Here is a 25,292-nt window from a genome sequence, read left to right on the forward strand (position 1 = left end):
TAAAACTATAGCTTATAATGTTTTGTATATTTAGTGTTTTAAATGTATTTTATTATTCCTGTATAGTTGATTGTAATCACAGATGGATTATTTATTCTTTAATTTATGATATAGCTGGTTGAAATTTTTATCAGGATAAAAGATATTCTCGCCAAAAATATGAAGGGAGTAAACAATGAAGAATATCACACCACTACTAATGTTATTAATTTCATCGACCGCTGCGAGTGAATCATACACGGTTAGCCCTAACACAAAGCACGGGTTCCCAACTCTGACCGAAGAACCTAACCTGTATGAAGCACCCAATTTTGACTTTTTCGACTTTAGTGAGGGGTATTTGGCACAGAGGTCTGAAGCTAGTGCCTTGTTACCAATAGCGCTTAGTAGCATCGATAGAGTGTGTATTAGTACTACCTTTAGTGAGATAGATAGAGAGGCGCGTTATCCGCAATCTGGTGTTTTGGTTTATACATACGCGACAAACGCTAAAGGTGAAAAAGCGCATAACACCACTATAGGTGACAGAGTCTCTTTGGAAGAAGTTTCGCAGCATTGTATGGACGAATCCTCTTGGGTGTACAAGAATTGGTTGGCTGATAAACGTATCGACTTTACCCCTTATAGCTCAGTGTTCGCATTGATTGAAAATGTCGATGTTGTGGTTGAAGGGGATTTATCTTTGTCTCAAGATCCTGTCGAGTTTGTTGAGCAGTATTTTGATTTCATAACTAAGGTCGGTTTTAACCAGTCAGCAAGTTTCTATCATACGGATATCATTAGAGACCTCAAATCAATCATCATGGAAGGTCTTCAAAACGGAAATCAGAACGTTCTTGATATCGTGAATATTGCTTTCGGTTCCGGAGGTACTAGAGAAGATATCGCAGTTATGGATGATAAAGACTTTATGAATACTTTCCTGAATATTCGCAAGATCGCTCAAGGTTCTAATATCGCTCGCTTATCTTCGTTCAGTGTAATTAATGAGTTTGATTACCAAGGCCAAAAGTATATTACAGTCGAGAAAAAAGAGCAGTTCGGCGACCGAGTTACTACACAGTATGAAACTATTATACTAAAGAGCGATGGGGATTACTGGAGGCTAAACCTTTCCGGTAACATCAAAGCACTTCTTGCTGTGTAACTTTTTTATACGGTATTACACGAGATTTTCTCTAAACATATTAAGAGAGACAGGAAAAGGACCTCTATGTTGGAGGTTCTTTTGTTTGAAATTCTGTTCTTGAATTGATGCCATAGTATACGAGTTATTCTGTAGTTTGAGGGAAGCAAGGTTCGCTTAGTTTTTTCAAACTGCAATTTTATCAGCAAGCACGCTTACTGATATTTTCAAAATCGTGATCTGCAGTCATACCTTATGTAACAAATGAATATCACCTGCAGATATTTTGGGATAGTTCACAGTTTTTTTGTCCCAGCTGCTTACATTAGGCAGAAAATCTGACGTGAATACTTTTCGACACAGGATCTCCCATGAAAAAGAACATTATCGCCCTCGCTCTTGGTGGCATGCTGGCCTTTGGCGTAACCCCATTTTCGTTTGCTGCTAACGATGGCGCAGTTCAAGCTTCTGCCGATTACGCGCAGCTAGTGACGAAACGACAAGTTGTCGATCAACTGCTTCTTGATGCGTTGCAAGCGTTTAAGTCTCCGGCGAGAATTTCTCACGCCGGTTTCACGGCAAAAATGCCAAGTAACATGGAAATTGTGACCAACCGACTGCTAGAGGCATACCAACTAGAACCCTACCGTACCGACTTGCTGATCTCGGCAGCGAACGCTCAGATCTACAACAAAAATGCAGAGCGCGCGATTGAGCTGTTTGAACAAGCGCTATCGGTTGCACCAGACGATGTTGATCTTCACGCTTACCTTGCGGTTTGGCAGCGATTTGAAGGCAATGAAAGTGAATCCAATAAGCACATGGAGAAGCTAGGAAGCCTGAACGAAGGTAAGGCTGAAGATATTAAACGCATTTTTGCGACGGTTGATCGCGTGTTAGAAACACCGCTTAAAGAATCTGCTGACAAAGGTTTGCTGGATGATCACGGAGCTATCGTTACTCTAGGTTACGCGCTGAATCCAGACGGCTCAATGCACCAAATCTTGATTGAGCGTCTTGAGACAACTCTAGCTATGGCTAAAGCGAATCCGGATGCGATCATCGTGTTAACTGGTGGCGTGCCGAAGAACCACAAGACTGAAGGTAAGTTGATGGCGGACTGGCTTATCGAGAAAGGGGTAAGCAAAGATCGCATCATTGAAGAAAACTATGCGACTAGCACGGTCGGCAATGCCTTATTCAGTAGTTATGCGTTAGCTCGCCACAACATTAAACACGCGACGATTATTAGCTCAGCAAGTCACGTTCGCCGTGGTCAAACTCTGTTTGAAGTGGCAAGTTGGCAAACAGGGCCTCAGAGTATTACTTTCGATACGGTTTCTTACCCTGATAAGCCACTTTCAGAGCTTAAGAAAGCGAGTGATGGTGAGCTACTAGGTATCTATCGTGACGCTCTTCGTACCTATGGTATGTGGAGTTACCGCTCTTACCCGTTAGAGTCTCGCTAAGTTTAGCTTTACTTCACAGTAGTCAAAGTATAAGTTGCGAGTACAATCGAGAACAGCTAGATGGTATGCTGTGCTCCTATTTTATTTAGTGTTTCAAAGGTAAAAAGATGAACCCGATTCTAGCAATGTTGAAAGAGAACAATATTAGCGATGCACAGATCAGCGAGCTATTCCAAACGTTGACTGAAAACCCTCTTGCAGCAATGGCGACGATCAGCCAACTTGGTTTACCACAAGACAAGCTTCAAATGCTTATGGGTCAGGTAATGCAAAACCCTGCGCTAATCAAAGAAGCCGTTGAAGAACTTGGCCTAGATTTTTCTAAGGTTGAAGCCGCTAAAGAGCAACTTCAAAAATAATTGAGTGTGGAGGGGCAATTTAGTTAATGGGCGATCGCCATTTAGGTTAACAACTCTTAGCCATGCCAATCAGACTTGAGTTAAAAAGCCGTTTGAGTAGCAATACTTAAGCGGCTTTTTTGACTTTTGAGCTCTGTACTCATGTGAACTAAGCTCAATAGAAAGTAACGGCTGTGCTTACTTGAGTTATGGTAATCAACACTAAAAAAGAATTAGAAAAGAGGGCTTATGAATTCTTACAAGCTGGAAATCTACCAACGACCGCTAGACGCAATAAAGAGTGGCGCGAAGCGTGTTGAGATAAGAACAAATAACAGTTATGAGGCAATTCAATATGACCAGCTCAATAAAGGAGACCATATTGTTTTTCAAGTGATATCAGGTCCACCGTTTGTTGGTTTAGACGTGATTCAACCAAATGCAATGACTGTCGAAGTACTAGGCGTAAGAAACTATCCTGACCCAAGAGCGTTATTAATGGCGGAGGGGCTAGGAGTGTTATCTAATTTGAGTGATTCAATTGATGAGGGCGTTGAGCTTCTCTACAGCTTTCACGAATACAAAGAGATGATTCCAATTCATGGCATATTTGCTATTGAAATTCGTGTAATCGAATAATCTCCTTGTACGCTGTTGATTGGCTCAAGGTGTGACTATTGGAAGTTGATAATATAACGTAGTCTATATTACTTCCACTCACCTAGTTAACGTCAGCGTTGTTCATGAAATCTAGCCTAAGCATTCGATCTTACACCAAGCAATTTAATACTCATGCCCATGATGGTTACCATCAACTGGTACTGCCTATTCAAGGGAATATTAGTATTGAAATGGTTGGATATGTTGGAAAGGTCGCTGTTGGTGAATGTGTGGTAATTCCAGTCACTACAGCCCATGCGTTTAAGGCGGATGAAGCGGCACGGTTTATTGTTGCGGATATGATGGAGTTACCGCAGCACTTGTTAGATCATGAGCTTTCGGTTTTCACGATTACGCCACCTTTAATGAGCTTTTTGCTGTTCGTGGAAAAGCAGTTGGAATACCAAGTGGATAGTGGTATTGAATCATCTATCTTGGATGTGTTTTCACTCCTATTAGAGCAACAAGAAGTAAGCAAGAGTATCGACCCTCGTATTCGTGTGGTCCAAAGGCTCATTGCGGATAATTACGCCCAGCCTCTCTCTATTTCTCAGCTTGCAGAAACGGCTTGTCTGAGTCCCACTCAATTCAAGAAGCGCTTTAAAGAGTGTATTGGAATCAGTGCGCTTAAGTACATCACTCGCTATCGCATGGAGAAAGCACAAGCCTTGCTAAGCCATACCGATTTACCCGTTCAATTGGTCGCAGAAAAGGTGGGGTATAGCGACTTGTCTGCATTCAGTCGACGCTTCTCTCTGCACTTTGGCATGTCTCCAAGGGCGTTTTTAGGCTCGATGAAAGAGAGTCTTTCAAAACAATAATAGCGTCCTTTTGGCAAACTAAAATTGACGTATGTTCACTATTATCTATTTCAGAAATAAAAATAGATTAGGTAATAGATATGAATCTCGCCATCAATCGCGTTAACGAATTTCAAACGGGCACTTTAGCCATCGTGTTTGCTTCTGTTTTGTGGGGTACGACAGGTACAGCTGCAAGCTTTGCGCCTGATCTCAGCCCACTAGCGATTGGCGCATTTTCAATGGGTGTTGGTGGCTTAATGCAGGCGGCCTTGGCGTATCGAAAGATCTTATCTTCATTTGATAAGCTTTTACACAACAAAAAGCTGTTAGCAGGGAGTGCATTGGCTTTGGCGATCTATCCTCTGGCTTTTTACTCTTCGATGAAATTATCGGGTGTCGCAATGGGAACGGTGGTGTCGATAGCTACTGCTCCGTTCTTTTCTGCACTTTTAGAGTGTCTTATTAGCAAAGATAATAATATTAATAAACGTTGGCTAACGAGCTTTGCCATTGGCGTGGTTGGCATTGGATTACTGGTATTTTCAGAGTCGTCATTGGTGAGCGAACCTAATGATGACCTGAAGCTTTTGGGTATTGGGTTGGGGTTAGTTGCTGGATTGTGTTACGCCATTTATTCGTGGGCGACAAAAGCGCTAATAGACGAAGGCATCAAGTCACAAGCGGCGATGGGCAGCATATTTGGTTTAGGTGCAATGTTGTTATTACCAACGTTATGCTTCACTGGTGACAACCTATTAGCTTCAAGTACTAATATATTCGTGGTGAGTTACTTGGTGTTACTTCCTCAATGTTTGGGTTATATCGCGTTCAGTTTCGGGTTAAGACATGTCACGGCAAGTAGTGCGAATTTGATTACTTTGCTTGAGCCAGTTGTTGCCGCCGTATTGGCTGTCTGGATTGTGGGGGAGCGCATACCTTTTATCGGTTGGATAGGTATGTTTTTGATTGTAATGTGCTTATTTATTCAATCACAACCAAATAATCAGAGAAACTAAGTGCTTGTTAACAAGCCTAAATTGAATTTTATTCATGCTTGTATCTTATAAATGAATAAAATGAGTATCTCAGTTGCGAGAGTGCTGTTACTATCGTTATCAATAGTCGGGGGGCATCTACCTTAATTGGTATTTGCTGAGATCGTTATTCGAGACCCGTTGAACCTGATTCAGTTAACACTGACGTAGGGAACTATGATGACTTTGTCTATGTGGTCTAACAATGATCTCTCATTGGTTTTATTTCCACACACTCTTTACGGCCAAAGCTCGGTTCTCTTACGTCTTTTAGATAGTAGGAGCGACCATGACGCAGCATTCCAACACTCAAGCGCCACTTAAAAAGACTCAAACACCACACAACCAATCTTCGGTGGTCAATACTCCGATTGTTTTAACCATTGCAGGTTCTGATAGTGGCGGCGGCGCAGGTATTCAAGCGGATATTAAAGCCATGTCTGCAACAGGTAGCTTCGCTTGTTCGGTGATTACTGCGATTACCTCTCAGAATACCCAATGCGTGTCGGCCATTTTCCCAATTCCACTCGAACATGTCGCCAGCCAGTTAGATGCGGTGTTCACCGATCTGAATATCGTGGCGGTAAAAGTTGGTATGTTGGCGGATTCGCAAATCATCAAGGCCGTTGCAGACAAAATCAAACAATACCAGCCAAAACACTTAGTGATTGATCCTGTAATGGTCGCGACAAGTGGCGACCTTCTTCTAGAAAACTCGGCTATCAACACGCTAAAACAAGAGCTGATTCCGCTCGCCGACATTATTACACCTAATTTGCCAGAAGGCGCTGCACTGACAGGAAAGGCCGTTCCTGAAAGCGAAGCTAAAATGCAGGATATGATTGAAGACCTGCGCGCTTTAGGTGCTAAAGCCGTTCTGCTTAAAGGTGGTCATCTAGAGAAAGATGAAAACAGCAATGACTTACTGATTCTACCAACCACATCTGCTGTGATTAGCGCGAAGCGTTTTCCTACCAAAAACACTCATGGCACGGGCTGCACGCTCTCTTCTGCTATTGCTTCTTTCTTGGCTCAAGGTAATACGCTCCCAGAGGCTGTCGACCTTGGTAAACAATACATTTCACGCGCGATTGCCCATGCTGACGAGTTGAACGTCGGTCAAGGTCATGGCCCGGTAAATCACTTTTTTGCTGGGCACGGTAATGTCCGTTAATACGGTTGGCGTTCAACTTAGCAATGCGACGTTGCGTTACCGAGATAGCGAGCACGCGACCCTGTCGGGACTGTCACTTAACTTAAGCGGAGGCAAGTGGACAGTGCTGCTTGGGCGAAGTGGTTGTGGGAAAACTACGGTATTGCGTTATTTGGCAGGTTTGTTGGGAAACAAGGTGGAGTGGCAGGGCACATTGGCAACGTCTGATGAACTGCCTTTATCCGATCGTATCGCTTACATGGCACAGCAAGATTTATTACTGCCATGGCTATCGGTTATCGACAATGTATGCCTGAGCCATCGCTTCCTAAACACTACTCACAAGCATCAAAACGCAGAGCAAAAGAACCGAGCGTTCGTGTTACTCGCTTCAGTTGGTTTGGCCGATTACGCGGATACTATGCCGGATCAGTTGTCTGGTGGTATGCGCCAGCGTGTTGCTTTGGCTCGAACCTTGATGCAAGACAAGCCAGTTGTGTTGATGGATGAACCCTTCTCTGCGCTGGATGCAGTAACAAGACACAAGTTACAGACTTTAGCGTGTGAACTGTTGAGAGATAAAACCGTTGTGTTGATCACCCATGATCCGCAAGAAGCGGTGCGTTTGGCGGATAACTTGTATGTGTTACAAGGTGCACCTGCGAGTGCGCACTCTTTATCTGTGCCTCACACGTCAACGCCACGAGTGCTAGATGGTGAGTGTGCCGAGTTGCAACAAGCCATCTTAGATCAGTTGGAGCGTGATTATGAATGATCTAACGCGAAGTGAAGCTCTCACTCAGCCAACGAACGTACAGACTAGCACTGAACGTTTAAGTCAGATGAATCCCGTCACGCGTTTGCTAATCAGCAGTATTGTGATTCTCGGCTTATGGCAACTTGTGGTCGTTGTTTTCGAAATGCCAAGCTTCATTCTGCCAGAGCCTGCTGAAGTCTTCCTCAAGCTGATTGAACGTTACGACGTGTTGCTTAAACACACCTTGGTAACCGCACAAGAGATCTTACTAGGGCTATTACTAGGTCTGACGATGGGGCTGTTTTTCGCTCTGCAGATGTTGATGTTTGAGCCATTGAAACGTTGGCTGTTGCCGATCTTGATTGCTAGCCAAGCGATCCCTGTATTTGCGATTGCGCCAGTACTGATGTTGTGGCTTGGCTATGGTATCGCCTCAAAAGTAGTGATGGCTGCGATCATTATATTCTTCCCAGTGACTACCTGTTGTTATGACGGCCTGCGAAATACTCCGACTGGGTATCTTGATCTCGCTAACACGATGGGTGCATCGAAATGGCAACTGCTGCGCCACATTCAACTTCCTGCTGCTCTGCCAACATTGGCGTCAGGTATTCGTGTGGCTGTGGTTATTGCACCAATTGGCGCGGTTGTTGGTGAGTGGGTGGGTTCGAGTGAAGGGCTAGGCTACCTAATGCTGCAAGCCAATGCGCGCATGATCATTGATGAGATGTTCGCGGCCTTGTTTATCTTGGCGGTGCTCTCTATCTCGCTCTACTTCATCACAGATAAATTAATCAAAAAAGCTATCCCTTGGGAGAACCAGTGATGGCGAGCTCAGTAACTCTATGTTTAATAAAGCTTCGCTCAAGGCTATTTATCTAAACAAACCTCGTTAGAAATTAGATCGACAAATACAATAATAATATTCAAAAGGAAAGGTTAACTATGAAAAACACAAAATTGGTAGGTGCAGTGGCACTGTTTGCTTCGCTAGTTTCAGGTCATGCATTTGCGGATTCTGAACACAAGAAACTGACACTGATGTTGGATTGGTTTGTAAACCCGAACCATGGCCCAATTGTGATTGCTCAAGAACGTGGTTACTTTGCGGATCAGGGACTAGAGATTGAAATCCAAGAGCCAGCTGACCCAAGCACGCCAGCAAAACTCGTTGCAGCAGGCAAGGTCGATCTCGCCGTCACCTATCAACCAAGTTTAACTATGGATGTCGCTGCAGGCTTGCCTTTGGTTCGTGCATCAACCCTAATCGCCACACCACTGAACACGTTGATGGTGCTGGATAACGGCAAGAACGATTCGTTAGCGGACCTGAAAGGCAAAAAGATCGGTATCGAGATTGCGGGTAATGAAGAAGCGACGATCGGCACCATGCTGGCTCAGGAAAACGTTGAGTTTACCGATGTTCAAACCATTAATGTGGGTTGGGCACTGTCGTCTTCACTGGCATCAGGCAAAGTAGACGCAATCTGGGGTGGCTTACGTAACTTCGAAACGAATCAACTAGCCCTTGAAGGCTTTAAAGCCAAAGCATTCTTCCCAGAAGAGCACGGTGTACCAGCTTACGACGAGTTGATCTTTGTGGCGAACGCAAAGAAACACGACGACGAAGCAATCAAAGCATTCAACAAAGCACTTGAGCAAGCAACGACTTACATTGTGAACCACCCGCAAGACTCTTGGAGTGAGTTTGTGGCGTATTCGCCAGATACGTTAAACAACGAGCTAAACCAACGTGCATGGAACGACACATTGACTCGTTTTGCACTTCGCCCTTCTGCAGTAGATATGAAGCGTTACGATGATTACGCGCAGTTCATGTTCGACAAAGGCATTATCAAATCACTACCAAAAGCTGCTGATTACGTACCGGCTTTTGACTAAGGAATCTCATGAAATATCAAGACTTAATTCAAGCATGCCAGCAAGATTGGCAAGACTACACCGAGCATGATTTTGTGAAAACGCTGGCGAACGGCACATTGGCTCAGCCGTGTTTTCTGCATTACCTGAAGCAAGATTTTCTGTTTTTGAAGCAGTACGCCCGCGCGTACGCGTTAGCAATATACAAGGCTAAAACCTTGGCTGATATGCGCCGTGCATTGCCAAGCGTCCATGCTTTACTAGATTCTGAAATTTCACACCACGTGACTTACTGTGGTCAGTGGGGTTTAACAGAATCTGATTTAGAAAACGAACCAGAAGATTTCGGCACCGTCGCTTACACGCGCTACGTTTTAGACGCGGGTATGACGGGGGATCTTGTTGATCTTTATGCGGCACTGGCTCCGTGTTCAATTGGTTATGCCGTCATTGGTAAAGCGCTATTAGAAAGCACGGATACTGTTTTAGAAGGTAACCCATACGCAAGCTGGTTACAGCTTTACGGTGGTGAAGAGTTCCAGTCTGGCGTGGCAACGGGCGCTGAGTATTTCAATCAGCTACTGGCTGAAATTGATATTAACAGCGAGCGCGGTCAGAACATCTTGCATATATTCAAAACCGCAACGCGTATGGAAGTGGCTTTCTGGCAGCAAGGTTTGAATGCACTTAATGACTCACCAACGACTTAAAGCGACTCTTACGAATAAGGACTAATCCATGCTAACTGAACAAATCATTCAATCGCTGCGCGCAGTACGGGAGCAAAAGCCGCTGGTTGTGAATATTACTAACTACGTGGTGATGAATAACACAGCCAATGCTCTGCTAGCGCTTGGTGCTTCACCTCTCATGGCGCATTCGCAGCAAGAATTGGCTCAGATGATGTCATTCTCTGGCGCTTTGGTGATCAACATTGGCACGCTCGACAGTGTCTGGACGCCAAGAATGTACTTCGCGGTTGAACAAGCTAACGCGAACAACAAGGTCGTGGTGCTTGACCCTGTAGGTTGTGGTGCAAGCATGCTGCGTACCGAGACTTCTCGTCAAATCGCACGTTTAGCGGATAAGTTAATCATTCGTGGTAACGCGTCTGAGATTATCGCATTAGCGGGTGAGCAAGCGCAGAACAAAGGTGTGGATGCGCTTGATAGCAGTGATGCTGCACAATGCTTAGTGGCTGAATACGGAGCAAATGTGGTGATTTCAGGTGAGACGGATTACGTTGTCACCAAAGACAGCATGGTGACGTTAAACAATGGACACCAAATGATGCCGTATGTGACGGGCATGGGTTGTACTTTAACCGCACTGACTGGTGCATTTGCTGCTATTGGTGATGAAAGCGGTCTGGCTGCGGCGGCGGTATTGGGCGTGGTTGGTGAAATTGCTGCTGAGAACTCCCGCGGCCCAGGTAGCTTGCAAATGAACCTGCTTGATGAGCTGTATCAGTTGGACGAAGAGACTCTGCTTCAACGTTTGAAGATTAAGTAGGGTTCATCTACGTCTAAGCAATCAATAAGAAGCCTCACTTAAAACGCTTTAGTTATAGAAAAGCCCCCCGACACTTATGTTTTGGGGGCTTTTTATTATTGGTTTGGAACTGTACCAGCCGTGTATAGACTGGCTGACTAGGTTCTAAATCGGTTCACTTGGTTCTCTAGGTGATGAGCTACCTCGGTTAAGTCGCTAGCTGCACCTGAAATGCTGCTGACTGACTCTTGGTTACTTTGCGCGATGGTATTCGCACCTTGCGCATTTTCACCCAGTGATTTGGTAAGGCGATCCTGCTCATCAACCGACACTGCGATTTGGCTGTTGGCTTGGTTCAGGTCTTGGATGTGTTGATTTATCACATGTAAGTTCTGAGAAGCTTGCTGCGCCTGCGTGGAAGCATCTGAAACAGTACTGTGGCTCTCTTTGATCGACTCTAACGCATCTTTAGCACCACGCTGTAGCGAGGTGATAAGTTCATCAATCTGGCTAGCAGAATCTTGAGTACGCTTAGCGAGCGTTCTTACCTCATCCGCTACTACGGCAAATCCGCGACCTTGTTCACCTGCGCGAGCAGCTTCAATCGCGGCATTCAGCGCGAGAAGGTTAGTCTGCTCTGATACGCCTTTGATTACTTCCAGTATTGCACCAATGTTCATCGACTCTTTATGGAGGTCGGTCACTTTCTGGCTGCTGACCTGCATGCTTTCATCGGCGCTGCCAATTTCATGCAGTGTTTTGTCTACTTCTTTGAGGCCCATCGCGACGTTTTCGGTTGCTTGGTTGGCAACTTGAGAAGCGTGGTTAGCACTTGAAGCAATTTCAGATGTACTTGAAGCCAGTTGGTCGACTGCGGTTGAGATGTTCATCATCTCGCAGTTCAACTGCGTTGCATTGGTCGAGCTGTTGTTGGTTACTTGATTGAGTGATGCAGACATTTCACCAATACGCACACTAGATCGGTTCACTTGGCTTACGATATCACGCAGAGATTCAATGGTGATCTCCATGTTAGTAAGCAGTTCGCCAATCTCGTTCTTACTCTCAATGTCTACTTCAACATTTAGGTTGCCTTGAGAAAGCTCATTGGTGATCTGTTTAACCTGTGCAATACCTTTGGTGATTGAGCGAGTCACTAACACAGCGCTTGTCATGCCGATAACTAACGCCACCCCCGTTAGTAAGATGATGATTTGAATTGAGCGCGTTTCACTGTCTTGCAGCTCTGGTGTTAGCGCCTGTTTCTGCTGTTCTAGAATGCTCTGAGCATCAGCCACCGCGATCGCTAAGCTATCACCAATCGAGGATAGGGTTGCGGTTCTTTGAGTGTTCTCCAGCGTCTGTTGGTGAACTTGTTCAAAGCCTTTCGCATAGGCTTCACGCTGGTTAGAGAAGTCTTCAATCAGTTCGCTTTGGTAAGGGGAGGACTTCAGAGACTCAATATCACCCTCAATACCTGGCAGAGCATATTCAAAGATGTCTTTACCCGTTTCGTAGGTTTTGACGTCGTTGTTGTTCGAGTAGCTAATAACCGCGATCTTAGCTGCGAGAAAGTTCTCCATGAGCATACCCGCGTACAAGCTCGCATTTGGATCGTTGTTATTGTATGACTCATACAATAAGCTCTGTGCGGCTTTTAGCGCGTTAGTCTCTCTTTTGACCATCTCAACATTCACTAGTTGGTCGATCATTCGCTGGCTCTGCTTCATTGAGCCATAGGCAGTATCAAAGGCGGCAACACTGTCTTGAACCAGTTGTAAGCTTGTTAGGCTATTGGTATTAGTAGTGTTTTCGATTAAGTTATTGAGCAGATCATCGATCGCCAATTTGCTCGATTGATAATTCGCTTCATATTGCTCATTCAATGACTCTAAGTAACGTTCAGAGGCTAAACGCATCTGAAGAAAGTGCACTTGAATGTTGCCAGATTGAGTCGCTTTATGGCTGAGTTCGCTGTACTCGCTAAAGCCGTTTGACAAGGTTTGAATGCCTTTGTAACTCACAAGGCCTGAAACGACGAAAAAGAGCAAGCAGATGGCAAACCCCAGCTTGATCTTAAGCGCTATAGAAAGGTGGCGCATAACTATCCCTATATTTACCTGATTCCTTCATTTTGGAGTATTCCATAAAACTGTGTATCGGGCATGCTCAAAGTGAATAGTTTGTGTAATAAGTAACGCTTTGGTTAAAAAGTTCAGATTTTTCGATATGCTTTCAACGAGTTGCGTATTTGGCCTGTTCGTGTAACGCAGAGATTTTATTATTAACTCCCATGCATAGCAGGCGATTTGTCGGTAAAATAGCAGAACATCAATGATAGAAATCGATTTAAAAGGAACGGTATGAACCCTTACAAGCTCTACTTGGTTACTGACGACCAACAGATTTAGAAACGCTTAAGTTTGTGGTTGAAAAAGCGGTCGCTGGTGGCGTTACTATGGTTCAAGTAAGAGAGAAACACGGAGATGTGAGAGCCTTCATCGAGCGTGCAGAAGCCGTTAAATCAGTTTTAGATGGAACAGGTGTGCCATTAATCATTAATGATCGAGTTGATGTAGCATTAGCTGTGGATGCCGATGGTTTGCATTTAGGGCAATCGGATATGCCTGCAACCATAGCCCGCAAGCTGATTGGTTCAGATAAGATTCTTGGTTTATCAATTGAGACTGAGCAGCAGTTACAAGAAGCTGATGACTTGCCGATTGATTACATTGGTCTCAGCGCACTGTTTGAGACTCAGACAAAAAAAAATCTGAAAAAGTATTGGGGTTACGAAGGCGTTAAGTTGGCGTTGGAAACAACCAAGTTACCGATAGTCGGGATTGGTGGCATCAACGAATCTAATATCCCACAGTTGGTTGAAACAGGTATTCACGGCTTAGCGCTAGTATCTGCAATCTGTCACGCTGAAGACCCTAAAAAGGCGACGCAAGACTTGCTAAATCTGATGGGAGAGTGGGTTTGTAGCGATTAGAAAACAAATGAAGCGAGTCATTTGTTTTCTAGTTAGCGCGTATGAAAGCGCTCAAAGGATTTTCAGCTGGAGATAGGACCTATCTTACTGAATACACAGGGCAACAGTGCCGATGATCATCAAAGCGACTGCTGCATACCAACCTATTTTACGCACTATTGATGTTGTTTTTTGGTTGCGCGGTGATGCAGCAGTTTTATCCTCAAAGCCAAAAGACGATTCTATTCTTGATCATTATTACCTTGGCGGTTTCGATTGTCTGCATTCATGAAGAGCGGTCGTTGCATCGCTCTTGGTATGGTTTGCTGCTGATTACTACATCGGTGTCTGGTGTTTTCTCCTTCCTAGAAGGCTACATTTTGTCGATAGTGACGCTAACGGCACTTACCATGTTTCTGTTTTCGCATATCTACTCCGCTTTAAGGCAAGTGATGCAAGCGAAAACGGTCACGCCCAATCACATCATTGGCTCTATCTGTATTTATTTATTGTTGGGCTTTGCGTGGTCGACTATCTACTTGTTGATTCTCGAGATCTTTCCTAACGCACTTTGTGGCTTACAAGAGCAATTTTGGCTAACTAACTTGTTTAATGCGATGTATTTCAGCTTTATTACTCTTACAACGGTAGGCTATGGAGATATTTCTCCAGCCTTGCCTGTTGCTCAGTTCTTTGCATTTATGGGATCTATCATCGGCAGCTTCTATTTAGCGATTATGGTGGCGAGTTTAGTCAGTATTTGGTTAGCACAGTCTCATTCAGATTAGAGCTTATACAAAAAAGCCCGGTAATTGCTCAGTAACACCGGGCTTTTTAATGCTGCTCGTTGATCAAGTCTTATGAAGCAGTTGCTTGTATTTTTTCTAGTTCCGTAATCGTTGTTTGCGATACCAGCTGACCATCTATGTAGTAAGTCACGATTTGGCCTTCTTTGATGCCATTTGGTTTGAAAAGTAGTCGAATGAGAAAGGAATGATAGAAATAAGGTATTAACGTTTGAACTAGCCGAAAAATAGCGACTAATAATGTTATGATCTTGAGCCTGCACCGAAGTTATACAGAAAAGGAAAGAGAATGACCCACCTTAGAGAGCAGCAAGAAGCTGCAATGGCGACGTTTAAGGAAAACTTACACCTTCCAAATGGTGGTTTTCATAAACTGATCATCGAGCTAAGTAAGGAGTTTCAGCTACCTTTTCAAAAAGTACGCACTGTTTTAAAAAACGCTCAGAAAGACATTGAACGCCAAATTCGTGAAGACTTTTCAAATGTTGATGAGGGCGTGATTAGCCAAACGAATTGGGTGAATATCATTCGATTAAAGTTGATTGAGTTAGCTAAAGACAATCAAAGCGTGATGGACAAGCTGAAGTTAAATCCAAAGTATCAAAAGGTATTAGAAGCGACTAATGCCTCGATCTCAAGTGAAGACGAGCGTGAAGAGTTGATTGAAGAGTTAATTCAGGCCTATGAAAAAGAAGTATTCAAACCTTTATTGGCTATGCTGCACACCACAAAGCTGTACTGGAAGTTAATGCTAGTGGACGAAACATGTAAGATGACTGAGGAAAATCGCGATAAGTTCAGCGATTACCCTCAACACATGCAAGCTGCAGAACATCTATATACGCTTGATCAAAAGCTAAGGTCTATGCCGTTAACGAAATGATAATGTGTCATTGGTGATTCAAGGTTCAATCTTAATTGATTTCAAGAAGAGCTCGTTGAAATAGAAACTGGCTTTCATCAGAAGCGATTATTCAAGATAACGCTTTCAAACCTCTACGCTTTTTCATACAAGCGTCAATTCAATGAAAACACGATAACCTAGCTAGCGTAAGCCGCGAGTGAAATGCAAAAAGGGCTAGGTTTCTATTCTGTTCCAGTTCTACTCTATTTTATTATGCTAGAGCAAATTGAGGGTGACATCTGTGGGACTAACGGTGTTTCTTTCTGTTGCTTTAGGGGAAAGCTATAGGATTGTGAAATGTCCTAGGGTGTTTCCGTTGCGCGAAATGATAGTTCCGGTGCTGTCTCTTTCGTTAAATTCAAAGTCTATGAGATAACTGTTGTGTTGTAGCTGTGGCAATATGTGGCGGTGAAGTATATCGCTATTGAGCTGTCTAATCTCGGCGACCCATGAAAGTTGTTCTTTGTGTAAGTCTATTTTGATCTTGAGCATTTACTACCTTTTAGTTTGTTGACTGATTTCTCGCGTGAGAGTTGGTACCAATGGATTTGTCTTGTTGTTCTTCGTGACATAACTTTGCCTTTTGTTTATTACATTTGTATTTAAGTGAACGATCTAATCTGAGTTCGCAGATAAGAAAGCGAATAACGATAGATCGGTAGTTAGGATCGAATTTAAAAGCTATTGAATGATTATCTAGGTGAAAGCTGACGCAGAGATGGTGTAACGAGGTATCGAGAACTGTCTTTGTGGAACTTGGACTTACTTTAGCATTAACAGCTCTATAGATTAGAGCCAGACGAAGAACTATACGCCTAGTTTTTTAAATTACAACCCCATTTTTTATGAAATCTAAAAATAATTTTGATTGAAATATCATCGTTATTTAGCCGCAAAGGGAGAGTCATTGGGAGGTTACTCTTCTTAGTGCTGTGTCACTGATCATGTTTTCTGAACAAAAGTTCTCTTGTTATGCTTTGCGGTGTTTTTTACTATCGGTGATAACTAAGTTGCTGTCATATAAGAGTTTTACATTGTAAATTCCAAGGCCTCATGCTACGAGTCCTTGATTATGTTGCTTGTTTAAAACTCCGTTATTCCAAATCCTGCTCCATTTTTCTTAAATGAGATCTATCCAGCTTTCGAACGCTGCGTCGATATACGTGTTTTAGATAGCGATCTAGCAATATATGAATAATCACTTTAACGTTTCTGAATAAGAAAGTTGTAGTGCAACTAAATTATTGCAAATATTATTGATAATAATTCTCACTTGCGTTACAAGTTTGTAGTCAAATCAATGACAAACTTTAAATTATCGTTATTTAGCAGTTGTGTACGACCCTTACTCAACTATGAGTATTCTGACTTTCATTGTCATGAGTGGTGGTTTGTCTCAATGGCAAAGGAAGAAACATGAAGAAAACAATCAAATCAGTTCGCCAGTTAGTGAGCGGGCTTGCTATCGTTCTTGCATCATCGCTTATGACCGCTCATGCGGAAACTGTCACGATTGAACACGTAAAGGGCACCGCGCAGTTTACTGAAGTACCACAACGAGTTGTTGTTCTTGGTTTTGGTAGCTTGGATGTACTTGATAAAATTGGTGTAAAGCCAGTTGGTGCACCTCACAGCCTAATGCCTGACTATCTTGAGTCATACAAAGAAACAACGAAAAACACTGGCTCGTTAAGAGAACCTGATTTCGAAGCTATCTACATGTTGAAGCCAGACGTAATCATTGCGGAAAACCGGATGCTTAAGGTTTACGACAAGTTGGCTCAAATTGCACCAACGATCATGTTCTCTATTGAAGGTGATAAGTACTGGGCTGATGTAAAGCAAAACTGGCGTTCACTGGGTGAGTTATTCGGCAAGCAGGCCGAAGTTGAAGCGATCATCAAAGAGACTCAAGGTTCAATCACTGCTGTGAATGACAAAGTAACCTCGGGTGAAACGACGGCGATGATGCTAATGAACAACGGTAACAATATTGCGATGTTCAACAAAGGCAGCCGCTTCTCTATTATCTTTGACGATTTCGGCTACGTTGAGTCAAAGAGTGCGACAGTCGCACCAATCAAAGGTACGCACGGTAACCTTATCTCTTTTGAATACATTGCAGACGCAAAACCTGAAGTGCTTTACATCCTAGATCGTGAAAAAGCGATTGGCCGCTCTGAAGGTCGAGCACCTCAACTGTTTGATAACCCATTGGTAGCGGCAACTCCAGCAGCACAACAAGGTAACATTGTTTACCTTGATTCAAGTGCATGGTACCTAGCTGGTGGTGGTGTTACTGCAATCCACAGAATGTTGGGTGACATTGAACGTACCATTCAACAGTAATTTTTAACGAGTTTTTCGGGCTTATAAGAAACGTTCTTATAAGCCCTTTTTCACTTTTTATGCGGGCTACCCGAGACCTACCTTTAGTATTATTTCTATGTTGAAACCCATTGCAGCCGCTGTATTTCTTGTCGTGTTATGCGTTGCGTCATTGATGATAGGAGTCGCTGAAATCAGTTTTAGTGACTTCTTTAACGGCAACCAACACGCCAACTCTATTTATATCGTGATTCGAATCCCTCGTTTGCTTGCCATTGTGCTCGCTGGCGCCGGTCTAAGTGTCTCAGGCTTAATCATGCAGCAGATTGTGCAGAATAAGTTCGCAGCACCGTCTACGATGGGCACGATTGACTGTGCCATGTTGGGCTACATCGTTGGTATTCTTGTATTGGGTAACGCGGCTCAATGGAGCTACCTCGGCTTCATCTTCGCATTTGCTGTGTTTGGCAGCATGTTGTTGGTTCGTTTCTTACAGCATCTTAAGTTCAAGAATGCGGTACTAGTGCCTTTGATTGGTATCATGTATGGCAACGTGGTTTCAGCACTGACAACGTTTATTGCTTACAAGTACGATTTAGTACAAACCATGTCTGCATGGACCATGGCGAACTTTGCAAGCGTATTACAAGGCAGCTATGAAATCCTGTATCTTGCCGTTCCAGCTTGTATGCTGGCTTGCTACTTCGCGAGTCAGTTCAGCGCAGCGAGTATCGGTGAGAGTTTTGCAAAGAACATCGGCTTGAACTACCAGAAGATCGTGTTCATTGGTGTTGTTTTGGTGGCGATATGTGCGTCTTCAGTAGTAATGATCGTTGGCGTCATCCCATTTCTTGGCCTTATCGTTCCAAACATTGTCTCGCTGATGATGGGTGACAACATGAAGCGAATCCTGCCTTGGACAGCTTACTGGGGTGTGATCTTGGTGCTGGCTTGTGACTTGTTAGCTCGAGTTGTCATTTTCCCTTATGAAATTCCAATCTCGATGGTGATCAGCATCTTCGGTGGCTTGATTTTTATTTACCTAATCATGAGAGACAAGTCGAATGCGTGATTCAGTAAAAATCGCGATTCTGGCTATCGCGTCTTTGTGTATGACAGCCGTTTTTGTAGGGCAGGGGCTAACCTGGGATAACTATGAATTTTTCTTGTCACTAAGAATGCCTAAGCTGTTATCCATCGTACTAGCGGCTGTGGCGATTGCTGCGTCGTCAATGGTCTTCCAAACCATTACCATCAACCGCATTCTCACACCTTCAATATTGGGTTTTGATAGCTTGTACATGTTGGTTCAAACGTCGTTGTTATTTGTTTTTGGTGGCACAAGCTTTTGGGTGATTGATTCCATTACAAACTTCGGTTTGTCTGTATCTGTGATGATTTTATTCTCGTTTGCTCTGTTCCATTTTTACTTTAAGAGCAAGCGTAACAACGTATTTACTCTGCTGTTAATTGGTATTGTGTGTGGCAGCGTGTTCTCGAGCTTATCGAATTTCTTAGCGATGTTGATTGACCCTAACGAGTTCGCGGTACTGCAGAACGTTATGTTTGCGAGTTTCAACAATGTGAAAAGCGAGTTGGTTTACCTGAGTATTTTTCCGTTAGGTTTGTGTTTGCTTGGGCTCTGGGTGTCGGCTCCAAAGTTGGATGTTCTATGGTTGGGCGTCGATAACGCAACAAGTTTAGGTGTGAATACCAAGCGATTAACTCAGATGGTTCTGGTGATTGTGTCAGTAATGGTCGCGGTATCAACTGCTCTGGTTGGCCCTGTGCTTTTCTTCGGCTTAATCACGGTCAGCTTAACGCGCCAGATATTTAGCTCGTATCAACACCGCGTACTTATTCTCGCCAGTAGCTTATTAGCGGTGGTTCTGCTTGTGTCGGGTCAATGGTTCATTGAAAAAGTGATGGCGTTTGAAACCACAGTCAGTGTGATCATTAACTTGGTCGGCGGTTTGTATTTTATGTTCTTGTTGTTACGCACCAGAATCCAGTAAAGGTAGTAAGTAGTGATTAAATTAACAGGTTTAAGTAAGAAGTATGGCAAATCACTGGTTGTTGATGATGCAAGCGCTATGTTCCCAAAAGGGGAAGTGACTTCTATTATTGGCCCAAACGGTGCGGGTAAAAGTACACTGCTTTCAATGGCTAGCCGTCTAACAGAGAGTGATGCCGGTGAAGTGCTTATTGGCGACAAGATGCTTGCTGAGTGGGACACCAAAGAGCTAGCAAAGCACCTGGCGGTACTCAGACAGTCAAACAACATCAATATGCGATTTACGATTCGCGAATTGGTTTGCTTTGGCCGTTTTCCGCATTCTCAAGGTCGCTTGAAAGACGAGGACAATAAGATTGTTGATACAGCATTAGAACATTTAGGTATTACTGATATTCAAAATAAATACCTTGATGAGCTAAGTGGTGGTCAGCGTCAAATGGCATTCATCGCGATGGTTGTTGCACAAGATACAGACTATGTTTTCTTGGACGAGCCACTTAATAACCTAGATATCAAGCACTCTGTTGAGATCATGCAGACGCTTCGTCGCTTGGCACATGAGTTCAATAAAGCGATCGTTATTGTGATTCACGACATCAACTTTGCTTCTTGCTATTCAGACAACATCGTAGCGATGAAAAAAGGCCAAGTAGTGAAGTCTGGTAAGGTTTCTGAGGTGGTAGAAAAATCAGTGATGGAGTCAATCTACGAAATCCCATTTGAGATTCGTGAGTTCGATGGCGTCCGAGTTTGTATGTACTACTCAGGTCGTTAATCAGTCTATAGCAAGCGAAAAGTGCTCTCATATGAGGGGCTCTTTTTTAGATAAGTAACCCAAGTTGCTAGTTACCATACTAAAGGTGGCATTACTAACTCGGGTTCCATGACCTTTTATTTCGACACTCAATCTCAAGCACGAAACTATACATATTTTCCCGATATAGAGCAGTTTAATTCGTTTGGTGAACCCCCTAAACGATACATTGCTGATATATCAAGCCAATAACTTGACGGGCGAGATCTTAAATTTAAGCGGAGAGGAGAGGGAGTGGCTTAAAAAAATTCAACGGTGCGAATCGGTATCGATCCTAATTCACTTCCGTATGAGGCACTCTCTAGTACTGGCGAGTACATAGGTATGATTGATGATTACCTAAAACTCATCGAGCAGAAAACCGGTTTGAATATTGAGCATGTTGATGTGGCGAATCTGTCTGAAACTCGAAGCTTGGTTGACCATCAAGAGGTAGAGCTTGTCTCTGCGGCGCAAGAAAATCGCTCCTTGGGAGAGAATGTCAAAGCGGCAAATCGCCTATTCTCGAGCCGCTTGGCACTTTCATCAAGACATGAGGTGAGCGGCTTAGTACTTGAAGAAGCGACCGGGTCGAAAATCGGTATCCTAAAAAATGCGGCCAACACTAAGGGAATACTAGAGAAGTATCCAAACGTCGAGTGGGTATTTTTTGACTCAACCGCTGAGGGCCTGAATCTACTTGATGATCAGAGCCTGGATGGAATGATCGATACGGTTGATGTCTTAAACTATCTCATTGATTCATATGGTCACCGAGACATTGGGATTATCGGGTGGCTGGACTTTTACTTGTCACCAACCTTTCATGTGACTAAATTATTTGCTTGTCTTATCTAGCGATTGGGGAAATATCTAACCCTACAGCTCGCAACTATATCGAAAAAGTGCACCGCCCAGAGCACTCTCTTAAGCATCATCAACGATATTTTAGACCTGTCTAAGATAGAAGCGGGTCAGTTGTTTATCGATAATATTCCATTTAATGCCTCGACGACTTTTAAAGATGTGTTCGATTTGATGGAGTCGAAAGCGGATGAAAAACAGCTTAACTTATCGATGTCGATTGACCCAGAACTCAATACGCCTTTACTCGGTGACCCACTCAGGTTGTTCCAAGTGATACTTAACCTTATTGGCAACGCGATTAAGTTTACGGAAAAAGGCAGTGTTTCTTTGACGGTCGATATTGTTGACTCAAACGAGCGTGAATTGACGATGAAGGTTTGCGTTGCGGATACCGGAATAGGCATTTCTGATGACAAGCTTCACAGGCTATTTCAAGCATTTAGCAAAGCAGATACCACAACGACACGTCGATTTGGTGGCACAGGCTTAGGGCTTAATATCAGCCAGAAGCTCGTGAATGCAATGGGCAGCCACATTACGGTAGAGAGTGAGTTTGGGCAAGGCAGTGAGTTTTCTTTTGTCGTAACCTGTGCTCGAACGACCAAGGGAGAGTTAGCTCAATTCAAAGCTCAAGAGTTACAACTGGATTATCAGATAGAATTCAAAGGCCAGAAGATACTGCTGGTGGAGGATAATGAACTTAACCAAGATCTTGCGTTAGCCTTTTTTAGTCGCTCTAAGTTAGACGCCGACCTTGCTGAAAATGGCAAAGAGGCACTGGCATTAGCCAAGAGCAACGACTACGACATGATCTTTATGGATCTACAGATGCCAATCATGGATGGGTTTGAGGTCACAAGACTGATCCGAGAATTTAATAATACAGTGCCTATTGTTGCGATGTCGGCCAATGTGTTTAGCGATGCGAAACAAAGAGCAAGAGACGCAGGCGTAACAGACTTCTTGGACAAGCCGATCATCATTGATAAAGCGACGTCTTTGATCTCTAAATACATCGTGCCGGAGGTGTTGATTGAAGCGGTCGAGCGTGATTTTGGCAAACCATGCGCAGCCACGGCTGATAAAGGTGCAGATGATACTTCGGACTATTCTGAGGTTGCTACTGAGCAAATCACTAAGCTGTTGTCTCTTCTCGAGGCTTACGATAACGATGCGACGCAATACGTTTCGGAGTTACTCATTGAACACCCTGATTCGAGTGCTTTAAAAGAGATTCAGAGATTGCTAGAGAGTTACGATTTTGAAGGTGCCTCCGAGGTGCTCAGAGTTTTACAACAGTAGCATTAGGACCTTTTCCTGGCAATGAAAGCCTTTAACTATCGTGGTTAAAGGCTTTTTGATCTTCGCACTAACTTAATTGCTGATATTCTGTTTGATTAAATCAATCACGGTATTGTATCGGTGAGGGAGCTTGCGGTTTCGCTTTTGAACCAAGTACAGCATTTCCTCAACTTCTTTTTTTGGCGGCACGACGTGCAACTTATCTCTTTCAGCAAAATGTTCCACGGCACCTGCCGGTAATACGGTAAAACCTAACCCTTTTGATACGGGCAGCAGTATCTGATGAAGTTGGTTGATGTAGCCTGATTTCGGTATCTCATTAATATTGATGTTCGCGAGCTCGTTATCACCACACAAGTCAAAATACAAAGAGAGGTAATGCGCAGAATCTGGGTGAGCTATCAGCCCAATTTCGTGCAGCGTTTTCGGTGTTATTTCAAGATCGGCATGTCGATGATGGACGATAAGGCACAAGGCTTCTTTGCCGATAACTTGGCTTTGGTAGTAACGGTTGTTTGGTAAGTGTCTCACGATGCCGACATCGGTCGTGCCTTGTAGCAAGTCATTCAATATCTTTCTATTCGGAGCAGCCTCTAGATTAATGCTTAGGTCAGGGTGTTGCTGCTGCAGTTCAAGAAGCTTGGGATATAAGCGCAAGGAGAGTGAACCTGAACAAGATAGGTGACACTGCCCAGAGTAAGGGTTATCAAAACTGAGCGATTCGAAAAGGTCTTCTTGGTCTTTCTCTAGTTTGAGAGCATAGCGATACACAATCCGACCTTGCTCGGTCAGCTCGAAGCTCTTGTTTTCTCGAGAGAGCAGTTCACAGTCACATGCTTGCTCAAGTTTTTTGATGTGTTGGCTTACTCCTGGTTGAGTCATGTACAGCTTTTCAGCCGTTTGGGTGAAATGGCCGACGTCTACCAGAATCTTAAATGTGTTGAGCCAAAGTGGATTAATCATACTCGCCTCATAATACCGAAGTTTTTTGGAACAGCGATAGTGAATAACAGAAAATTATTATCTCCGTTAATGATAATTGTAAATCCAGAAGGAATTGAAAATATAGGCAGAGGTCTATTCGATATCGTTGAAGATCCAAAAGGAGGTGGTTTTAAAGCAATACATTGGTAGCAGGTGAGCTTCATTTTTTGTAACGAGGTGTTGAGACTTTGTTGGTTATTTGGTTTAGTGCTCAGCCGCGCTCATATTTAGGAACGAAGATGAATAGAAATGTTTGGCTACTGTCACTGTGTCAGGCTTTATTAATGACAGGGAATATCTTATTGATTTCTGTGATTGGCTTGATAGGAAAACAGATTGCGCCCAGTGCCAGTATGATTACCTTACCAGTCGCGTTACAGTTTTTGGGCTTGATGGCTGCTACTATTCCAGCTTCTTTGATCTCAGGTAGGTTAGGCCGAAAGCGAGGCTTTAGTATCGGTAATCTCGTTGGTATAACGGGAGCGAGTCTAGCAACTTACGCGTTATTGCAACAAAACTTCTATTTATTTTGTTTTGCGACCTTTTTACTAGGTATCGGTATTGGTTTCGGAACACTTTATCGTTTCGCAGCTATTGAAGTGTGTGGAGAAAATGCACGACACCGCGCAATCTCGATTTCAATGGCTGGTGGTGTTCTTGCGGCGGTACTAGGGCCGAACTTAGCGATTATGTCTCAGCAATGGTCGCAAGATGGTCTGTACATTGGGGCTTTCGCCTCATTAATTGGCTTAAACATTTTAGCACTCGTTATCTTACAAACCATTCAATTCCCTAAAGTGTCGTTTAGCAACCAGACACCAAAATCTGACGCTTTGAGTGCAATCGTCAAGGCTCCGAATTTTGTCGGAGCCGTCTTTGCAGCAATGGTCGCCTATGCGGTGATGAACATTCTGATGACGGCTACACCATTGGCAATGATTGGCTGTGGTTTCGACTTTACCAAAGCGGCGGGGGTGATTGAGTGGCACGTATTGGGTATGTTTGTCCCTGCATTCTTTACTGGATCGCTCATCGAGAAATTTGGTTCGAGAATGATGATTTTGGCTGGCGGTATACTGTTTGTTTTTTGTATTGCTATCAATATCCATGGTGAGTCGATTTGGCACTTTAGAGCAGCTCTGGTTTTACTCGGGGTAGGCTGGAACTTTATGTTTATCGCGGCAACTGGTTTGTTCAGTCAATCTTATCGGCCCCAGAACAAAGCGAAGGCGCAAGCTTTCAATGAGTTTGTTGTATTTGGCTGTGTGACAGTGACTGCGTTGCTTTCTGGTTGGTTGGAATCGACAGTGGGTTGGCAAAACCTCAATATTTACGTACTACCTTTTGTGCTAGCCGTTATCTTATTATTTGCATTTAGCGCACGTAAATCACGTATTCAAAATCAGCCGGTGTGACGAGTTGTCATCTGTTTGGGTGAGATAGCCCCCTCATTAGAGCAGCGTCTATAGATAGCTTGTTCGAAGTCGAGACAAATAAAAAGCCCTACCAATGACGGTAGGGCTTTTGCTTACGGCTTAAATAATAACGTTTTCTTAAAACTGCTGTCCTGACTCATGCCACAGACAACAGTACTTAAGTTGGTTT

22 protein-coding genes, 2 pseudogenes and 1 riboswitch are annotated in these 25,292 nt (G+C 43.6%); of the genes and pseudogenes, 21 read left to right on the forward strand and 3 right to left on the reverse strand.

Annotated elements, in window-relative coordinates:
- The first annotated feature begins 175 nt into the window (after positions 1-175).
- The 12 genes from A3712_RS21875 to thiM all read left to right on the forward strand — a co-directional run bounded on the left by A3712_RS21875 (position 176) and on the right by thiM (position 10,733).
- Positions 176-1,147, forward strand: coding sequence for a hypothetical protein (locus tag A3712_RS21875; RefSeq protein WP_063525012.1), 972 nt, complete (start codon positions 176-178; stop codon positions 1,145-1,147).
- A gap of 350 nt (positions 1,148-1,497) precedes the next feature.
- Positions 1,498-2,595 carry a YdcF family protein gene (locus tag A3712_RS21880; RefSeq protein WP_063525013.1) on the forward strand — a complete coding sequence of 366 codons (1,098 nt, stop codon included), beginning with the start codon at positions 1,498-1,500 and terminating at the stop codon, positions 2,593-2,595.
- 107 nt (positions 2,596-2,702) lie between these two features.
- Positions 2,703-2,954 (forward strand): DUF2999 family protein, encoded by a 252-nt coding sequence (locus A3712_RS21885; protein WP_004738856.1) that lies wholly within the window; start codon positions 2,703-2,705, stop codon positions 2,952-2,954.
- A gap of 228 nt (positions 2,955-3,182) precedes the next feature.
- Complete coding sequence (locus tag A3712_RS21890; protein ID WP_063525014.1) at positions 3,183-3,572, forward strand: hypothetical protein; 390 nt, start codon at positions 3,183-3,185, stop codon at positions 3,570-3,572.
- 104 nt (positions 3,573-3,676) lie between these two features.
- Positions 3,677-4,414 (forward strand): helix-turn-helix domain-containing protein, encoded by a 738-nt coding sequence (locus A3712_RS21895; protein WP_063525015.1) that lies wholly within the window; start codon positions 3,677-3,679, stop codon positions 4,412-4,414.
- An 80-nt stretch (positions 4,415-4,494) separates the two neighbouring features.
- The gene (locus A3712_RS21900) at positions 4,495-5,412 is read left to right on the forward strand and encodes a DMT family transporter (RefSeq protein WP_063525016.1); all 918 of its coding nucleotides are present in this window, start codon (positions 4,495-4,497) and stop codon (positions 5,410-5,412) included.
- A gap of 97 nt (positions 5,413-5,509) precedes the next feature.
- Positions 5,510-5,621, forward strand: a riboswitch (TPP riboswitch).
- Positions 5,622-5,719: 98 nt separating this feature from the next.
- Positions 5,720-6,604 (forward strand): bifunctional hydroxymethylpyrimidine kinase/phosphomethylpyrimidine kinase, encoded by an 885-nt coding sequence (thiD, locus tag A3712_RS21905; protein WP_063525017.1) that lies wholly within the window; start codon positions 5,720-5,722, stop codon positions 6,602-6,604.
- The gene (locus tag A3712_RS21910; protein ID WP_063525018.1) at positions 6,594-7,358 is read left to right on the forward strand and encodes an ABC transporter ATP-binding protein; all 765 of its coding nucleotides are present in this window, start codon (positions 6,594-6,596) and stop codon (positions 7,356-7,358) included. The genes thiD and A3712_RS21910 overlap by 11 nt, the downstream gene beginning before the upstream one ends.
- Positions 7,351-8,166, forward strand: coding sequence for an ABC transporter permease (locus tag A3712_RS21915; protein WP_063525019.1), 816 nt, complete (start codon positions 7,351-7,353; stop codon positions 8,164-8,166). The genes A3712_RS21910 and A3712_RS21915 overlap by 8 nt, the downstream gene beginning before the upstream one ends.
- A gap of 119 nt (positions 8,167-8,285) precedes the next feature.
- Positions 8,286-9,242, forward strand: a complete 957-nt coding sequence (locus tag A3712_RS21920) for an ABC transporter substrate-binding protein (protein WP_063525020.1) — start codon at positions 8,286-8,288, stop codon at positions 9,240-9,242.
- 8 nt (positions 9,243-9,250) lie between these two features.
- Positions 9,251-9,931, forward strand: coding sequence for a thiaminase II (tenA, locus tag A3712_RS21925; protein WP_063525021.1), 681 nt, complete (start codon positions 9,251-9,253; stop codon positions 9,929-9,931).
- A gap of 28 nt (positions 9,932-9,959) precedes the next feature.
- Entirely contained in the window at positions 9,960-10,733 is a 774-nt protein-coding gene (thiM, locus tag A3712_RS21930) for a hydroxyethylthiazole kinase (RefSeq protein ID WP_063525022.1), read from the forward strand.
- A 137-nt stretch (positions 10,734-10,870) separates the two neighbouring features.
- On the opposite strand, the gene A3712_RS21935 is transcribed toward thiM, so the two are convergent.
- Positions 10,871-12,814 carry a methyl-accepting chemotaxis protein gene (locus tag A3712_RS21935; protein ID WP_063525023.1) on the reverse strand — a complete coding sequence of 648 codons (1,944 nt, stop codon included), beginning with the start codon at positions 12,812-12,814 and terminating at the stop codon, positions 10,871-10,873.
- Between the two features lie 261 nt (positions 12,815-13,075).
- Between A3712_RS21935 and thiE the strand changes: the two are divergent.
- From thiE to A3712_RS21950, 3 genes and pseudogenes are all read left to right on the forward strand, one after another.
- Positions 13,076-13,707 (forward strand): annotated as a pseudogene (thiE, locus tag A3712_RS21940) (thiamine phosphate synthase).
- Positions 13,708-13,868: 161 nt separating this feature from the next.
- Positions 13,869-14,474: a potassium channel family protein gene (locus A3712_RS21945; protein WP_063525024.1), complete on the forward strand. Its 606-nt coding sequence runs from the start codon at positions 13,869-13,871 to the stop codon at positions 14,472-14,474.
- A gap of 307 nt (positions 14,475-14,781) precedes the next feature.
- On the forward strand, positions 14,782-15,375 hold the full coding sequence (locus A3712_RS21950) for a hypothetical protein (RefSeq protein WP_063525025.1): 594 nt from the start codon (positions 14,782-14,784) through the stop codon (positions 15,373-15,375).
- A gap of 303 nt (positions 15,376-15,678) precedes the next feature.
- On the opposite strand, the gene A3712_RS21955 is transcribed toward A3712_RS21950, so the two are convergent.
- Positions 15,679-15,888 carry a hypothetical protein gene (locus tag A3712_RS21955; protein WP_063525026.1) on the reverse strand — a complete coding sequence of 70 codons (210 nt, stop codon included), beginning with the start codon at positions 15,886-15,888 and terminating at the stop codon, positions 15,679-15,681.
- A 924-nt stretch (positions 15,889-16,812) separates the two neighbouring features.
- Between A3712_RS21955 and A3712_RS21960 the strand changes: the two genes are divergently transcribed.
- The 5 genes and pseudogenes from A3712_RS21960 to A3712_RS27095 form a co-directional block, all read left to right on the forward strand.
- The gene (locus tag A3712_RS21960) at positions 16,813-17,745 is read left to right on the forward strand and encodes a siderophore ABC transporter substrate-binding protein (RefSeq protein ID WP_063525027.1); all 933 of its coding nucleotides are present in this window, start codon (positions 16,813-16,815) and stop codon (positions 17,743-17,745) included.
- 97 nt (positions 17,746-17,842) lie between these two features.
- The gene (locus A3712_RS21965) at positions 17,843-18,796 is read left to right on the forward strand and encodes an ABC transporter permease (protein ID WP_063525028.1); all 954 of its coding nucleotides are present in this window, start codon (positions 17,843-17,845) and stop codon (positions 18,794-18,796) included.
- Positions 18,789-19,739: an iron chelate uptake ABC transporter family permease subunit gene (locus A3712_RS21970; protein ID WP_063525029.1), complete on the forward strand. Its 951-nt coding sequence runs from the start codon at positions 18,789-18,791 to the stop codon at positions 19,737-19,739. Before A3712_RS21965 ends, A3712_RS21970 begins: the two co-directional genes overlap by 8 nt.
- Before the next feature lie 12 nt (positions 19,740-19,751).
- Complete coding sequence (locus A3712_RS21975; RefSeq protein ID WP_063525030.1) at positions 19,752-20,516, forward strand: iron ABC transporter ATP-binding protein; 765 nt, start codon at positions 19,752-19,754, stop codon at positions 20,514-20,516.
- 363 nt (positions 20,517-20,879) lie between these two features.
- A pseudogene (locus A3712_RS27095) lies at positions 20,880-22,703 on the forward strand (ATP-binding protein); the annotation flags it as partial.
- A 72-nt stretch (positions 22,704-22,775) separates the two neighbouring features.
- Here A3712_RS27095 and A3712_RS21990 read toward each other — a convergent pair.
- Positions 22,776-23,666 (reverse strand): LysR family transcriptional regulator, encoded by an 891-nt coding sequence (locus tag A3712_RS21990; RefSeq protein ID WP_063525033.1) that lies wholly within the window; start codon positions 23,664-23,666, stop codon positions 22,776-22,778.
- A gap of 260 nt (positions 23,667-23,926) precedes the next feature.
- Between A3712_RS21990 and A3712_RS21995 the strand changes: the two genes are divergently transcribed.
- Positions 23,927-25,102 (forward strand): MFS transporter, encoded by a 1,176-nt coding sequence (locus A3712_RS21995; protein ID WP_063525034.1) that lies wholly within the window; start codon positions 23,927-23,929, stop codon positions 25,100-25,102.
- The last annotated feature ends 190 nt before the right edge of the window (positions 25,103-25,292 follow it).

This window comes from Vibrio sp. HI00D65 (assembly GCF_001635455.1).
Lineage (GTDB): Bacteria > Pseudomonadota > Gammaproteobacteria > Enterobacterales > Vibrionaceae > Vibrio.